Genomic DNA, 14,753 nt, shown 5'->3' with positions numbered 1-14,753 from the left:
AGGATGTCGGGGCGGGAAGCCGGTCCGATACGCGTGCGGTACGCGGATGGCGGGCGCTGATCCGGCCGGTGTCGAGCAGATCGCAGAGCAGGATGCGCACGATGCTGACGGGCAGGTCGAGATCGGCGGCGATCTCCACGACCGCGGTGGGCCGTTCGCACATCCGCAGGATCGCGACGTGCTCCGACTGCATGCCGGGGGCCGGCTCGCACTCGGCGACGACCAGCGTGACCAGGTCGAAGGCGGCGGAGTCGGACCGGGTGCGGCCGCCCGTCAGGGTGTACAGCCGGTCCGGCGCGTCGTCCCGGCCGGGGCGGGGCGTCATACGGCCGTGCCCCGGGCGGCGGCGACCGCGTCGACGGGGTCGCGCGGCGGGGCGACCAGGTGCTCGCCCAGCTGCTCGACCAGCTCGCTCATGTTGTGGCCGACGAGGCCCACGTCGGCGCTCTCGGCGGCGACGACCGCGAGGTGGGCGCCGGCGCCCGCCTCCACGATGAACAGGATGCCGCCGTAGAACTCGGCCATGGCGGAGCGGACGCCGCCGTTGCCGTTGCCGAACTCCACGGACGCGCCGTGGGACAGGCTCTGGATGCCGGCGGAGATCGCGGCGAGCTGGTCGGCCTGGTCGACGGAGAGTTCCGGCGTACGGCACAGCTTGAGGCCGTCCCTCGACAGCACGAGGGCGTGCCGGGCGCCGGGGGTCCGTTCGAGGAGCCCCTCCAGCAGCCAGTTGAGCTTCTCGTCGGTGGTCGCGGTCATCGGGAGCTGTCCTCCGGGGGTGGGGAGTCGGGCCGTACTGCGTTGCGGAAGCTGCTGAAGCGGGCCGCCCGGGCCTTGGGGTCGGGCGCGTCGTCCGCCGTGCCGGTCTCCCGGGCGGGCTCGGGGGCGGTGGCCCGGGCCCTGGCCTCGGCGGCGGCCAGGGTGCGCCCGCGCGAGCGCTTGGGCAGGCCGCTCTCGCCGAACTTCGGGAGGTTGCCGGTGGTGTCCGAGGCGGAGTCGGAGCGCATGGGCTCGGGGGCGGCGGGCCGGGCGGCGGGGTCCGTCCCCAGGGTGTGGACGGGCTCGGGCTCGGCGGACGCGGCGGCGGGTTCGGGGGCGGTCCGGACCGCGGTGGTCCGGGTGATGATCTCCTGCGGGAGCATCATCAGCGCCCCGGTGCCGCCGCGCGCGGAGGGCCGGAAGGAGACGGTCAGGCCGTGCTTGCGGGCCAGCCGGCCGACGACGGCGAGCCCGAGGCGGGTGCCGGTCAGGCCGGTGAGGTCGGTCTCCTCGGCGGCGACCGCGCGCTCCGCCCGGCGCAGCTGCACCTCGCTCATGACGAGGCCGCTGTCCTCGACGGTGACGACGATCCCGGCCGGGACCTCCTCCACGTACACATGGACCTCGGCGGTGGGCGGCGAGAAGTTCGCGGCGTTGTCGAGGAGTTCGGCGAGGGCGTGCATGACGCCCTCGGCGGCGTGACCGGCGACGGCGACGTCGCTGGTGGAGTGGAGCCGGACGCGCTGGTAGCCGCTGATCCGGCCCATCGCGCCGCGCAGCACGGACTCCATGACGATGGGCTTGGCCCAGCGCCGGCCGGAGCGGGCGCCGGTGAGCACGGCGATGGAGTCGGCGAGGCGGCCGGCCTGGGCGGTGCGGTGGTCGAGGTGGAGGAGGTCGGCGAGGACGTCCTCGGAGGTGTGCCGGTGCTCCATCTCGCGGAGGTCGGCGAGCATGCTCGTGGCGAGGGCCTGCATCCGGCCGGCCGCGTTGGCGCAGGCGGTGAGGGCGGCGGAGCGCTCGGTCTCGGCGCGCGAGGCGCGGGCCTTCAGCCGGGCGTTCTCGGCGGTGAGGCGGGCGGCGGCGGCCTCGGCCTCCTCCTTGGCCTTCGCCGTCCCGGCGGCGGCGGCCGCCTTGACGCGGGCGTTCTCCGCGGTGAACTTCTGGGCCTCGGCCGCAGAGGCCGAGACCATGCGCGAGACCTCCGCCGTGAACCGGGCGCTCTCGGCGGCGTGCGTCTCGCGGAGCCGGCGCACCGTGGCCCGGGCGTGGACGGCGGTGGTGACGGCGGCCACGAGGAGTACGGCGGCCGCGCCGGAGCCCCAGGCCACCGCGGTCCTGGCCGATGCGGGAGCGGCGAAGGTCGCCCACACGCTCAGGGCAGCGGTGAGGGCGGCCGTGACCGGAAGGGCCAGTGCGGTCGGCCGGGTAGAGGGGCGCAAAGCGGAGTCCTTGGGGCGGACGGCGGCGGACGGGGCGGTTCGGACGAGCGTGGCACCGGAGACAAGCGGGACAACTGGAACAGCTGATTCAGGAGTAAGTCCCCGTCACTATATGAGAATTGGGGAACGGGTTGGGAAGAACTTGTGGTGAAAACTGTTCTGTTTCTGATTTCAACTTGTCAATTTCTGACCGTTAGCCTGGGGGAGTGGAAATACCGCATGATTCAGGACCCAGAAGGACAGGCCCCCAGTGAATGACCGGCCCACCACCGCCGCCGCCGCAGAACCGGCCGCAGCCGCCGCCGTCGCCGTGCCGGAGGCGGTCGTCTCGCCGACGCTCGGCGGTCCGGAGCGGCCCGGCGGGCGGCGGGCCGCGCTCGCCCCGGTCGCGCTGGTCGTCGCGGGCGGGCTGTCCGTGCAGTTCGGCGCCGCCATCGCGGTGCTGCTGATGCCCCGGGCCGGGGCGCTCGGGGTCGTCACCCTGCGGCTGGCCGCCGCCGCGCTCGTCCTGCTCGTCGTCTGCCGCCCGAAACTGCGCGGCCACTCGCGGGCCGACTGGGGCACCGTGATCGCCTTCGGCATCGCCATGGGCGGCATGAACACGCTGTTCTACCAGGCCGCCGACCGCATCCCGCTCGGCGCCGCCGTCACCCTCGAAGTGCTCGGCCCGCTCGCCCTGTCCGTGATCGCCTCGCGCCGCCTGGTCAACGTCGTCTGGGCGGCCCTCGCCCTCGGCGGCGTCGTCCTGCTGAGCGGCGGTGGCTTCGACCGGCTCGACCCGGTGGGCGCCGCCTTCGCGCTGGGGGCCGGGGCGATGTGGGCGGCGTACATCGTCTTCAGCGCCCGCACCGGCCGCCGCTTCCCCCAGGCCGACGGCCTGGCCCTGGCGATGGTGGTCGCCGCGCTCCTCTCGCTGCCCCTCGGCATCATGGACGCCGGCTCCAAGCTCGTCGTCCCCACGACACTCGGGCTCGGCGCGGCCGTCGCGCTGCTCAGTTCCGTACTCCCGTACACCCTGGAACTCATCGCGCTGCGCCGCCTGCCCGCGCCCACCTTCGCCATCCTGATGAGTCTGGAACCGGCGATCGCCGCCATGGCCGGATTCCTCATCCTCCACCAGGCCCTGTCCCTGACGGACGCCCTCGCGATCGCGCTGGTCATCGGGGCGAGCATGGGGGCGGTGCGGAGCCAGGTGCGGAAGGTCGCGAAGGGGTAGCCGGTCAGGACGCCGCCGCGGCGCCCGCGTCGAACGCGGCGCGGGCCGCCGTGATGTCCGCCCGGTGGCGCTCCGCCCAGCCGACGAGCCCGGTGAGCGTCGCGTGCAGCTCGCGGGCCATCGGCGTGAGGCTGTACTCCACCTTGGGCGGCACCGTCGGATACACGGTCCGGATCAGCAGCCCGTCGCGCTCCAGCTTGCGCAGGTTCAGGGTCAGCATGCGGCGGCTGATGCCCGCGATGGTCCGCTCCAGCTCGGTGAACCGGACCGGCCCGTGCGCCGCCGCGACCAGAATCCCGATGCTCCACTTGCCCGCCACCCGGTCCAGGACCTCGGTGAGCGGGCACGCCTCGCTGATGACCTGGTCGGACACATCGGTGTGACTGCGTGACATGAAAGTGCCTCCTTACGCCACGGCCGATGGTTACAGAGGATGAGGTCTGTAACAAGACGTGCACCTTTGGAGGTAGTCGCCGTGTCGCGAACCGAAACAGCCGCCCCGCACTCGCGTTGGCGCGCCCTCGCCGTCCTCTGCGCGGGGCAGCTGATGGTCATCCTCGACGGGACCGTCGTCAATGTGGCGCTCCCCGCCGTCCAGCGCGACCTCGGCTTCTCGCCGTCCGCCCTGGCCTGGGTGGTCAACATCTACCTCGTCCCCTTCGGCGGCCTGCTGCTGCTCTCCGGCCGCCTCGGCGACCTCGTCGGACGCAAGCGCGTCTTCGTCGCCGGGCTCGCCCTCTTCACGGCGGCGTCCCTGCTGTGCGGACTCGCGCAGGACCCCGCGACGCTGCTCGCCTCCCGCTTCGTCCAGGGCGTCGGCGGCGCGGTGACCTCGGCCGGGACGCTCGGCATGGTGGTGACGCTGTTCCCCGAGGCCAGGGAGCGGGCGAAGGCGATCGGCGTCTACAGCTTCGTCCAGTCCGCCGGAGGCTCGCTGGGCCTCCTCGCGGGCGGCGTCCTCACGCAGGCCCTCAGCTGGCACTGGATCTTCGTCATCAACGTGCCGATCGGCGCCGTCGCCGTGCTCGCCGCCGGACGCGTCCTCGCGCCCGAACGCGGGTCGGGGCTGGGCCGGGGCGCCGACGCCGCGGGCGCGCTCCTGGTCACCTCCGCGCTGATGCTCGGCGTCTACACGATCGTCGGGACCGCCGCGCACGGCTGGGCCTCGGCGCACACGCTGGGCCTCGGCGCCGCCGCCCTCGCCCTGCTGCTCGGCTTTGTGGTGCGTCAGGCGAGGGCGGCCCACCCGCTGCTTCCGCTGCGCGTGTTCCGGTCGCGGGTGGTCGCGGGGGCGATGGGGATCCAGGCGCTGATGGTGGCCGGGATGTTCAGCTTCCAGTTCCTGTGCGTGCTGTACGTGCAGAAGGTGCTCGGATACGACGAGATCCGCACCGGGCTCGGCCTCTCCCCGGTCTCCGTCGCCATCGGCGCCCTGTCCCTCGGCCTCGCGCCCTCGCTGATCGCCCGCTTCGGCCCGCGCACGGTCCTGCTGCCGGGGCTCGCGCTCATCGCGGCGGGGCTCGCGGTGCTGGGGCGCGTACCGGCGGACGGGAGTTACGCGGCGGACGTCCTCCCGGCGCTGCTGCCGCTGGGCATCGGCTTCGGCCTCGCCATGCCGTCGCTCGCCACGCTCGCGATGTCCGGGGCGACGCCGGAGGACTCGGGCATCGCCTCCGGCATGTTCAACACCATGCAGCAGATCGGCAGCGCCTTCGGCCTCGCCGTCCTCAGCACCCTCGCCACCTCGCACACCGAGGCCCTGACCGGCGACGGCGCGCCCCCCGCCTCGGCGCTCACCTCCGGCTACCAGCTCGCCTTCCGCGTGGGCGCGGGGCTCGTCACCGTAGCGCTGGTGCTCGCGGCGACGCTGCTGCGGAACGCGGCTGCGCCGCGGGCCGCCTCCCGGGAGGCGGAGTCGGTGTCGGTGCCGGAGGTGAAGGCACCCCGCCAGCCCGCTCGCTGAGCGGAAGGCCCGCCCGGCATCATGGGCCCATGGACACCCCGCCCGCCGAGTGGATCACCGTCGCCGCTTACGAGAACCTGCCCGGCCGCCTTCCTCCGATGGCGGCCGTGCGCGGTTGACTGCGGGACCGGGGCATCGACTGGATGCCCTTCGCGCCGGGCGAGATCCAGGTGAACCTGGCCTGCGGTGTCGGCGCCGACGGGCACTGGCACGGCTGGTTCGACGTTCGCGTGCCCGCCGAAGCGCTGCGGCCGCTCGGGCTGCACCCCGAACAGCCGTCCTCCCGGGTGACCGGCGCGTCGCCGCCCCGCTGGTGGCATGCCGAAGCCGAGCGCCGTGCCCACTGAGCGCATCGCGGAGCCGGGCACCGTAAAAAAATCATGCAAGCATGCTTGATTGTTTTACGTTCCGCTGGCAGGCTCCCGGGCACGCCGTCACGCCCCGAGGGGAGCGCACCGTGTCCGATGCCTCAGCCGTGCTGGACGATCTGCGCAGCGAGAGCCTGGAGCTGGATCTGCTCGTCGCCGGGGCGACCGCGAGACAGTGGGCGGGGGAGACCCCGGCCGAGGGGTGGACCCTCGCCCATCAGATCGCCCACCTGAGCTGGACCGACGACGTCGCGCTGATCTCCGTCACCGACCCCGGCCGCTTCGGGGACGAGGTGGCGAAGGCCATGGAGGACCCCGAGGGCTTCGTGGACCGGGCCGCCGAGGAGATCGTCGCGGCGTACCCGCCGGACGCGCTGCTCGTCCGCTGGCGCGAGGGCCGCGAGCGCTTGCGGGAGGCCCTGCGCGCGGCGCCCGCCGGGTCGAAGTTCCCCTGGTACGGGCCGCCGATGAGCGTCGCCTCCATGGCGACCGGGCGGCTGATGGAGACCTGGGCGCACGGCCAGGACATCGCCGACGCCCTCGGGGTCACCCGCACCCCCACCGCCCGGCTGCGGCACGTCGCCCGCATCGGCGTCCGGGCCCGTGACTACGCCTTCCTCGTACGGGGCAAGCAACCGCCCAGCGAGGAATTCCGGGTGGAACTGACCGCGCCGGACGGCGAGTTGATCACGTACGGCCCCGAGGACGCCGGGCAGCGGGTCACCGGGCCGCTGCACGACTTCTGCCTGCTCGTCACGCAGCGCGCCCACCGCGACGACCTGGCGGTCCGCGCGGCCGGGGCGGACGCGGACGCCTGGCTGTCGATCGCGCAGGCGTTCGCGGGGCCGGCGGGGGCGGGGCGGGCGCCGAAGGGGGAGCGATGACCGGGCGCGGGGCGCCGGAACCCCTCCGCATCGGCAACGCCTCCGGCTTCTACGGCGACCGCTTCGACGCCCTGCGCGAGATGCTCACCGGCGGCCCGCTCGACGTCCTCACCGGCGACTATCTCGCCGAGCTGACCATGCTGATCCTCGGCCGCAGCCGCCTCAAGGACCCGTCGCGGGGCTACGCCTCCACGTTCCTGCGGCAGTTGGAGGACGGCCTCGGGCTCGCCCACGAGCGCGGGGTGCGGATCGTCGCCAACGCGGGCGGCCTCAACCCGGCCGGGCTCGCCGACGCGATCCGGGAGCTGGCCGAGAAGGTCGGCGTGCCGGTGCGGGTCGCGCATGTGGAGGGCGACAACATCCCCGTACCGGAGGGCTTTCTCACGGCCAACGCGTATCTTGGCGGAGCAGGCATCGCGGCTTGCCTGCGGGCCGGTGCCGAGGTCGTCGTCACCGGCCGGGTGACGGACGCCGCCCTCGTCACCGGCCCAGCCGCCGCCCACTTCGGCTGGGGCCCCGAGGACCACGACGCGCTCGCCGGGGCCGTCGTCGCCGGGCACGTCCTGGAGTGCGGTACGCAGGCCACGGGCGGCAACTACGCCTTCTTCCGCGACCACGACATCCGCCGCCCCGGCTTCCCGGTCGCGGAGATCCACGCGGACGGCAGCTCGGTCATCACCAAGCACGACGGCACCGGCGGCGTCGTGGACCTCGGCACGGTCACCGCCCAACTCCTGTACGAGACGGGCGGAGCCCGGTACGCGGGCCCCGACGTGACCGCCCGGCTCGACACCGTACGGCTGACGCAGGACGGTCCGGACCGGGTCGCGGTCTCCGGCGTACGCGGGGAGGCCCCGCCGCCCACGCTCAAGGCCGGGCTGACCCGGCTCGGCGGCTGGCGCAACGAGGTCGTCTTCGTCCTCACCGGTCTCGACATCGAGGCCAAGGCGGCGCTGGTCCGGGACCAGTGCGCGGACGCCTTCGCGCGCGCCGGGCGCCGGCCGCAGGAGGTCCGCTGGGAGCTGCCCCGTACGGACCGGGCCGACGCCGACACCGAGGAGACCGCGAGCGCGCTGCTCCGGCTGGTGGTGCGGGACCCCGAACAGGAGCCCGTGGGCCGGGCGTTGTCCGGCGCGGCGATCGAGCTGGCCCTCGGCAGCTACCCCGGCTTCCATGTCACCGCCCCGCCCGGGAAGGGCGCGCCGTACGGGGTGTTCGAGGCGCGGTACGTACCGGCGGCGGACGTGGAGCACGTTGCCGTACTGCCGGACGGGACGCGCAGTTTCCTGAGCCCTCCGGTGCGGACGCAAGAGCTGCGAGACGTCGAACAGCCGCCCCTGCCACAGCCGTTGGACCCCGGGCCCACCCGCCGCGCCCCCTCGGCCGCGTCGCCGGGGCCCGGAGCGGGGACAAGGGCGGGGACGCCAACGTCGGGGTGTGGGTCCGGGACGAGACCGCGTGGCGCTGGCTCGCGCACGAGCTGACCGTCGACCGCTTCCGCGAACTCCTCCCGGAGACCGCCGACCTCACTGTCGTACGCCATGTCCTTCCCAACCTGCGGGCGTTGAACTTCACCGTGCGCGGGCTGCTCGGCGAAGGCGTCGCCGCGCAGCACCGCTTCGACCCGCAGGCCAAGGCGCTGGGCGAGTGGCTGCGCGCCCGCCACCTGGAGATACCCGTGACCCTTCTGGAGGTGCCCGCATGACCGTCCTGCCCACCGGGCTCGACACCGCGAGCCCCGACTACGCGGCCAACCGGGCCGCGATGCTCGACAAGCTGGCCGAGCTGGAGGCCGCGCACGCCAAGGCGTTGGAGGGCGGCGGCGAGAAGTACGTCGAGCGGCACCGGGGGCGCGGCAAGCTGCTCGCCCGCGAGCGCGTCGAGCTGCTGCTCGACCCGGACACGCCGTTCCTGGAGCTGTCGCCGCTCGCCGCCTGGGGCAGTGAGTACGCGGTCGGCGCCTCGCTCGTCACCGGGATCGGGGTGGTGGAGGGCGTCGAGTGCCTGATCACCGCCAACGACCCGACCGTACGCGGCGGGGCCTCGAACCCGTGGACGCTGAAGAAGGCCCTGCGCGCGAACGAGATCGCCTTCGCCAACCGGCTTCCGGTCATCAGCCTGGTCGAGTCCGGGGGCGCCGATCTCCCGTCCCAGAAGGAGATATTCATCCCCGGCGGCGCGCTCTTCCGCGACCTCACGCGGCTCTCCGCCGCCGGAATCCCCACCGTCGCCGTGGTCTTCGGCAATTCGACCGCCGGAGGCGCGTACGTCCCCGGCATGTCCGACCACACCGTGATGATCCAGGAACGCTCGAAGGTCTTCCTGGGCGGACCGCCGCTCGTCAAGATGGCGACCGGTGAGGAGAGCGACGACGAATCGCTCGGCGGGGCCGCGATGCACGCCCGGACGTCCGGGCTCGCCGACCACTTCGCCGTCGACGAGCACGACGCGCTCCGTCAGGCCCGCCGCATCGTCGCCCGCCTCAACTGGCGCAAGGCGCACGCCGATCCGGGCCCCGCCGAGCCGCCCAAGTACGACGAGGACGAGCTGATCGGCATCGTCCCCGGTGACCTGAAGGTGCCGTTCGACCCGCGCGAGGTGATCGCCCGGCTGGTCGACGGCTCGGACTTCGACGCGTTCAAGCCGCTGTACGGGACGAGCCTGGTCACCGGCTGGGCGCGGCTGCACGGCTATCCGGTCGGCATCCTGGCCAACGCGCAGGGCGTGCTCTTCAGCGAGGAGTCGCAGAAGGCCGCGCAGTTCATCCAGCTCGCCAACCAGCGCGACATCCCGCTGCTCTTCCTGCACAACACCACGGGCTACATGGTCGGCAAGGAGTACGAGCAGGGCGGCATCATCAAGCACGGCGCGATGATGATCAACGCCGTCTCGAACTCGAAGGTCCCGCACCTGTCGGTCCTGATGGGCGCCTCCTACGGCGCCGGGCACTACGGGATGTGCGGCAGGGCGTACGACCCGCGCTTCCTCTTCGCCTGGCCCGGCAGCAAGTCCGCCGTCATGGGCCCGCAGCAGCTCGCCGGGGTGCTCTCCATCGTCGCCCGCGCCTCGGCCGCCGCGAAGGGCCGCCCGTACGACGACGAGGCGGACGCCGCCCTGCGCGCGATGGTCGAGCAGCAGATCGAGTCCGAGTCCCTGCCGATGTTCCTGTCCGGGCGGCTGTACGACGACGGGGTCATCGACCCGCGCGACACCCGGACCGTCCTCGGCCTGTGCCTGTCCGCCATCCACACCGCACCGGTCGAGGGCGCCCGGGGCGGCTTCGGAATCTTCCGGATGTGAGCTGAGATGATCAAGAGTCTGCTGGTCGCCAACCGGGGCGAGATCGCCTGCCGGATCTTCCGCACCTGCCGGGCCCTCGGCATCGCCACCGTCGCCGTGTACTCCGACGCGGACGCCGGCGCACTGCACGTCCGGGAGGCCGACACCGCCGTACGGCTGCCGGGCGCGGCCCCCGCCGATACGTATCTGCGCGGCGATCTCGTCGTGGCCGCCGCGCTGGCGGCCGGGGCGGACGCCGTGCACCCCGGGTACGGGTTCCTCTCCGAGAACGCGGACTTCGCCGCCGCCGTGCAGGACGCCGGGCTGCGGTGGATCGGGCCGCCCGTGAAGGCGATCGAGCTGATGGCGTCGAAGACCCGCGCCAAGGAGCTGATGGCCGCCGCCGGGGTGCCGCTCCTCGCGCCGGTGGACCCGGCCGCCGCGACCGCCGAGGACCTGCCGCTGCTGCTGAAGGCGGCGGCGGGCGGCGGGGGGCGGGGGATGCGGATCGTGCGGGATCTGGGGGACCTGCCGGGCGAGTTGACCGCCGCCGGGGCCGAGGCGCTGTCCGCGTTCGGGGACGGGGAGGTGTTCGCCGAGCCGTACGTGGAGCGCGGCCGGCACGTCGAGGTCCAGGTGATGGCGGACGAGCACGGCGGGGTGTGGGCGCTGGGGACCCGGGACTGCTCGCTCCAGCGGCGGCACCAGAAGGTCATCGAGGAGGCGCCCGCGCCCGTTCTGCCCGATGAGCTGCGGGAGCGGCTGCACGAGGCGGCGGTGGCGGCGGCCCGGGCCGTGGGCTATCGGGGCGCCGGGACCGTGGAGTTCCTGGTCGCTCCCGGCGGGCGGCCGTACTTCCTGGAGATGAACACGCGCCTTCAGGTGGAGCACCCGGTGACCGAGGAGGTGTTCGGGCTCGACCTCGTCGCGCTCCAGCTCCGGATCGCGGAGGGCGAGCCGCTGCCCGCCGCCGGGCCGCCGTCACCGGTCGGGCATGCCGTGGAGGCGCGGCTGTACGCGGAGGACCCGGCGCGAGACTGGCAGCCGCAGACCGGAGCACTGCTCTCGCTCCGGGTCCCGGACGAGCCGGGGGTGCGGCTCGACACCGGGTACACCGGCGGCGACACGATCGGCGTGCACTACGACCCGCTGATCGCCAAGGTGATCGCCCGGGCGCCGACCAGGGCCGAGGCGGTGCGGCTGCTCGCCCGCGCCCTGGAGCGGGCGCGCATCCACGGCCCGGTGACCAACCGGGACCTGCTCGTCCGCTCGTTGCGGCACCCGGACTTCGTGGGCGGCCGGCCGGACACCGGGTTCTACGACGGCCACCTGGCGGCCCTGACGGCTCCGGGCGACGGGGCCGCCGCCCGGCTCGCGGCCACCGCGGCGGCCCTGGCGGAGGCGGCACGGGGCGTGGCGGCGGGCGGCGTCGCCCGCTTCGGCGCCTGGCGGAACCTGCCGTCCCGCCCCCAGGCCCGGCGCTACCGCAGCGAACCGGACGGCAGCGAGCACGAGATCACGTACCGCTCCGGCCGCGCGGGCCTGTCCGTCCCCGACGACGGCGTCCGCGTCGTGGCCGCCGCCCCCGACCGCGTCACGCTGGAGACCGACGGGGTGACGCGGACCTTCCACGTAACCGTCCACGACACCAGGGCGTACGTGGACACCGCCTCCGGCGCGTACACCTTCACCGTGCTGCCCCGCTTCACCGACCCCGCCGACCGCACCGAGCCCGGCTCGCTGCTCGCCCCCATGCCCGGCACGGTGGTCCGCCTCGCGGACGGCCTCGCGGAGGGGGCCGCCGTGACGGCCGGGCAGCCGCTGATCTGGCTGGAGGCGATGAAGATGGAGCACCGCGTCCTCGCCCCCGCCTCCGGCACGCTCACCGCCCTGCACGCCGCGCCCGGCCTCCAGGTGGAGGTCGGCGCCCTGCTGGCCGTAGTCACTGAATCATCCACGGACCCTTCTGAGGAGCAGCCCGCATGAGCACGAGCACCGTCCTCGAAACCGAAGAGCACCAGGCCCTGCGCGCCGCCGTCGCCGCCCTCGGGAAGCGGTACGGGCGCGCGTACATGCAGTCCCTCGTCAGCGAGGGCGGCCACCCCCGCGAGCTGTGGGCCGAGGCCGCGAAGGCGGGCTTCCTCGGCGTGAACCTCCCCGAGGAGTACGGGGGCGGCGGCGCCGGGATGGCGGAACTGTCCATCGTGCTGGAGGAATTGGGCGCGTCCGGCTCCCCGCTCCTCATGATGATCGTGTCGCCCGCGATCTGCGGCACGGTGATATCCCGCTTCGGCACGGAGGAGCAGAAGCGGCAGTGGCTCCCCGGGCTCGCCGACGGTTCCCTCACCATGGCGTTCGGCATCACCGAGCCGGACGCCGGTTCCAACTCGCACCGCATCACGACCACGGCGCGCCGGGACGGTGGTGACTGGCTGCTCACCGGCCGCAAGGTGTTCGTCTCCGGCGTGGACATCGCGGACGCCACGCTGATCGTGGGCCGCACGGAGGATGCGAGGACCGGCAAGCTCAAGGCGTGCCTCTTCATCGTCCCGCGCGAGACGCCCGGCTTCCAGCGGAACCGGATCGACATGGAGGTCCACGCCCCGGAGAAGCAGTTCGAACTCGTCCTGGACGACGTGCGGTTGCCGGCGGAGGCGCTGGTGGGGGACGAGGACGCGGGGCTGCTCCAGCTCTTCGCCGGCCTCAACCCGGAGCGCATCATGACCGCGGCCTTCGGTATCGGGATGGGGCGTTACGCGCTCGGCCGGGCGGTCGAGTACGCGAAGACCCGCCAGGTCTGGAAGGAGCCCATCGGCGCCCACCAGGCCGTCGCCCACCCGCTGGCCCAGGCCCACATCGAGCTCGAACTCGCCCGCCTGATGATGCAGAAGGCCGCCCGGCTGTACGACGCGGGCGACGACGTCGGCGCGGGCGAGGCGGCGAACATGGCGAAGTACGCGGCGGGTGAGGCGTGCGTGAAGGCGGTGGACCAGGCGGTGCACACGCTGGGCGGCAACGGGCTCACGCGCGAGTACGGTCTGGCCTCGCTGATCACGGGGGCCCGGGTGGCGCGGATCGCGCCCGTAAGCCGGGAAATGATCCTGAACTACGTATCCCACCAGACCCTGGGTCTCCCCAAGTCCTACTGAGAAGAGCACAGTTGCCCGTACGCACGCGAGAGGCCGACGCCCCCACCGCATCGAAGGGACCGACCCAGCATGGCGCATGTGTTCCGCAGCGATTACCCCGACGTACAGCCGCTCGACACCGCCATCCACGACGCGGTGCTCGGGCACGCCACCGAGCGGTTCGGCGAGACCGTCGCCCTGATCGACGGCACCAACGCGAGCAGCCGCCTCACGTACGCGCAGCTCGACGCCTTCCACCGCAGGATCGCCGCCGGTCTCGCCGCCGCCGGCCTGGTCAAGGGCGACGTGCTCGCCCTGCACAGCCCGAACACCATCGCGTACCCGGCCGTCTTCCACGCGGCGACGCGGGCGGGCGCCACGGTCACGACGGTGCACCCGCTGGCCACGGCGGAGGAGTTCGCGAAGCAGCTCCGCGACTCCTCGGCGCGCTGGATCGTCACGGTGTCCCCGCTGCTGGCGGTCGCCCGCCGGGCCGCCGAACTCGTGGGCGGCATCGAGGAGGTGTTCGTCTGCGACCACGCGGAGGGGCACGCCTCGCTCCTGGACATGCTCACCACGACCGCCCCGGAACCGATGGTGACCGTGGACCCGGCGGAGGACGTCGCGGCCCTCCCGTACTCCTCGGGCACGACGGGCGCGCCGAAGGGCGTCATGCTGACGCACCGGTCGATGGCGACGAACCTGGAACAGCTGGTCCCGTTCGTGCCGTTGGGGGAGGGACATCGGATTCTGGCCGTCCTCCCGTTCTTCCACATCTACGGCCTGACGGCCCTGATGAACGCCCCCTTGCGGCTGGGCGCCACGATCGTCGTCCTCCCGCGCTTCGACCTCGCGCAGTTCCTGGCGGCGATCGAGTCGCACCGGATCAACGGCCTGTACGTGGCTCCGCCGATCGTGCTGGCGCTCGCGAAGCACCCGGTGGTCGACCGCTACGACCTGTCGTCGCTGGAGTACATCGTCAGCGCCGCCGCCCCGCTGGACGCGGACCTGGCCGCCGCCTGCTCCCGCCGCCTGGGGCTGCCGCCGGTCCGCCAGGCGTACGGCATGACGGAGCTGTCCCCGGGCACGCACGTCGTCCCGCTCGCCGCCGAGAACCCGCCGCCGGGCGCGGTCGGCACGCTGCTCCCGAGCACGGAGATGCGGATCGTGTCCCTGGACGACCCGACGCTCGACGCCCCGCCCGGGGAGCCCGGCGAGATCCTGATCCGGGGCCCCCAGGTCATGAAGGGGTACCTGGGCCGCCCCGACGCCACCGCCGAGATGATCGACCCGGACGGCTGGGTGCACACCGGCGACGTCGGCCGGGTCGACGAGGCGGGCTGGCTCTTCGTGGTCGACCGCGTGAAGGAGCTCATCAAGTACAAGGGCTACCAGGTCGCCCCCGCGGAGCTGGAAGCGCTCCTGCTCGGCCACGAGGGGGTGGCGGACGCGGCGGTGATCGGCATCCAGGACCCCGACGGCAACGAAATCCCGAAGGCCTACGTGGTCCGGAGCGCGGGCGCGGCGGTGACGGCGGAGGACCTGATGACCTGGGTGGCGGAGCGGGTGGCCCCGTACAAGAAGGTCCGGGCGGTCGAATTCATCGAAACGGTGCCCCGGGCGGTGTCGGGGAAGATACTGCGGCGGGAGCTGCGGGGGCGGGCGGTGACCGGGAGCCCGTGAGCGGGATACGTTCCCTGCCGGGAGCGTGCCG

The 14,753-nt window shown here is 73.5% G+C and carries 11 protein-coding genes and 2 pseudogenes; 9 read left to right on the top strand and 4 right to left on the bottom strand.

Annotated elements, in window-relative coordinates; translation table 11 throughout:
* Positions 1-43: 43 nt before the first annotated feature.
* The 3 genes and pseudogenes from NEH16_RS13740 to NEH16_RS13730 form a co-directional block, all read right to left on the bottom strand.
* Positions 44-325: pseudogene (locus NEH16_RS13740) on the bottom strand (DUF742 domain-containing protein); the annotation flags it as partial.
* The gene (locus NEH16_RS13735) at positions 322-759 is read right to left on the bottom strand and encodes a roadblock/LC7 domain-containing protein (protein ID WP_073964626.1); all 438 of its coding nucleotides are present in this window, start codon (positions 757-759) and stop codon (positions 322-324) included. The gene NEH16_RS13735 and the pseudogene NEH16_RS13740, both read right to left, overlap by 4 nt.
* Complete coding sequence (locus NEH16_RS13730; RefSeq protein WP_265542439.1) at positions 756-2,201, bottom strand: sensor histidine kinase; 1,446 nt, start codon at positions 2,199-2,201, stop codon at positions 756-758. The genes NEH16_RS13735 and NEH16_RS13730 overlap by 4 nt, the downstream gene beginning before the upstream one ends.
* A 250-nt stretch (positions 2,202-2,451) precedes the next feature.
* Here NEH16_RS13730 and NEH16_RS13725 point away from each other — a divergent pair, with 250 nt between their 5' ends.
* Positions 2,452-3,417 carry an EamA family transporter gene (locus NEH16_RS13725; RefSeq protein ID WP_265542437.1) on the top strand — a complete coding sequence of 322 codons (966 nt, stop codon included), beginning with the start codon at positions 2,452-2,454 and terminating at the stop codon, positions 3,415-3,417.
* Positions 3,418-3,421: 4 nt separating this feature from the next.
* Here NEH16_RS13725 and NEH16_RS13720 read toward each other — a convergent pair whose 3' ends face one another.
* Positions 3,422-3,811, bottom strand: a complete 390-nt coding sequence (locus NEH16_RS13720; RefSeq protein ID WP_199879027.1) for a winged helix-turn-helix transcriptional regulator — start codon at positions 3,809-3,811, stop codon at positions 3,422-3,424.
* Between the two features lie 39 nt (positions 3,812-3,850).
* Between NEH16_RS13720 and NEH16_RS13715 the strand changes: the two genes are divergently transcribed.
* The 8 genes and pseudogenes from NEH16_RS13715 to NEH16_RS13680 all read left to right on the top strand — a co-directional run bounded on the left by NEH16_RS13715 (position 3,851) and on the right by NEH16_RS13680 (position 14,722).
* Positions 3,851-5,380 (top strand): MFS transporter, encoded by a 1,530-nt coding sequence (locus tag NEH16_RS13715; protein ID WP_265542435.1) that lies wholly within the window; start codon positions 3,851-3,853, stop codon positions 5,378-5,380.
* A gap of 143 nt (positions 5,381-5,523) precedes the next feature.
* Positions 5,524-5,727, top strand: coding sequence for a hypothetical protein (locus tag NEH16_RS13710; RefSeq protein WP_265542432.1), 204 nt, complete (start codon positions 5,524-5,526; stop codon positions 5,725-5,727).
* A gap of 110 nt (positions 5,728-5,837) precedes the next feature.
* Positions 5,838-6,632: a TIGR03084 family metal-binding protein gene (locus NEH16_RS13705; RefSeq protein ID WP_265542430.1), complete on the top strand. Its 795-nt coding sequence runs from the start codon at positions 5,838-5,840 to the stop codon at positions 6,630-6,632.
* Positions 6,629-8,337, top strand: a pseudogene (locus NEH16_RS13700) (acyclic terpene utilization AtuA family protein). Before NEH16_RS13705 ends, NEH16_RS13700 begins: the two are co-directional and overlap by 4 nt.
* Positions 8,334-9,932, top strand: a complete 1,599-nt coding sequence (locus tag NEH16_RS13695; protein ID WP_265542428.1) for an acyl-CoA carboxylase subunit beta — start codon at positions 8,334-8,336, stop codon at positions 9,930-9,932. The pseudogene NEH16_RS13700 and the gene NEH16_RS13695 overlap by 4 nt, the downstream one beginning before the upstream one ends.
* Before the next feature lie 6 nt (positions 9,933-9,938).
* On the top strand, positions 9,939-11,897 hold the full coding sequence (locus tag NEH16_RS13690; protein WP_265542426.1) for an acetyl/propionyl/methylcrotonyl-CoA carboxylase subunit alpha: 1,959 nt from the start codon (positions 9,939-9,941) through the stop codon (positions 11,895-11,897).
* The gene (locus NEH16_RS13685; RefSeq protein ID WP_265542424.1) at positions 11,894-13,060 is read left to right on the top strand and encodes an acyl-CoA dehydrogenase family protein; all 1,167 of its coding nucleotides are present in this window, start codon (positions 11,894-11,896) and stop codon (positions 13,058-13,060) included. The genes NEH16_RS13690 and NEH16_RS13685 overlap by 4 nt, the downstream gene beginning before the upstream one ends.
* A gap of 69 nt (positions 13,061-13,129) precedes the next feature.
* Positions 13,130-14,722, top strand: coding sequence for an AMP-binding protein (locus NEH16_RS13680; protein WP_265542421.1), 1,593 nt, complete (start codon positions 13,130-13,132; stop codon positions 14,720-14,722).
* The last annotated feature ends 31 nt before the right edge of the window (positions 14,723-14,753 follow it).

Origin of the sequence: Streptomyces drozdowiczii, from assembly GCF_026167665.1 — a bacterium.
Classification (GTDB): domain Bacteria; phylum Actinomycetota; class Actinomycetes; order Streptomycetales; family Streptomycetaceae; genus Streptomyces; species Streptomyces drozdowiczii_A.
Note: the sequence above shows the minus strand (reverse complement) of the source record. Positions and strands in the feature narration are given on the sequence as shown.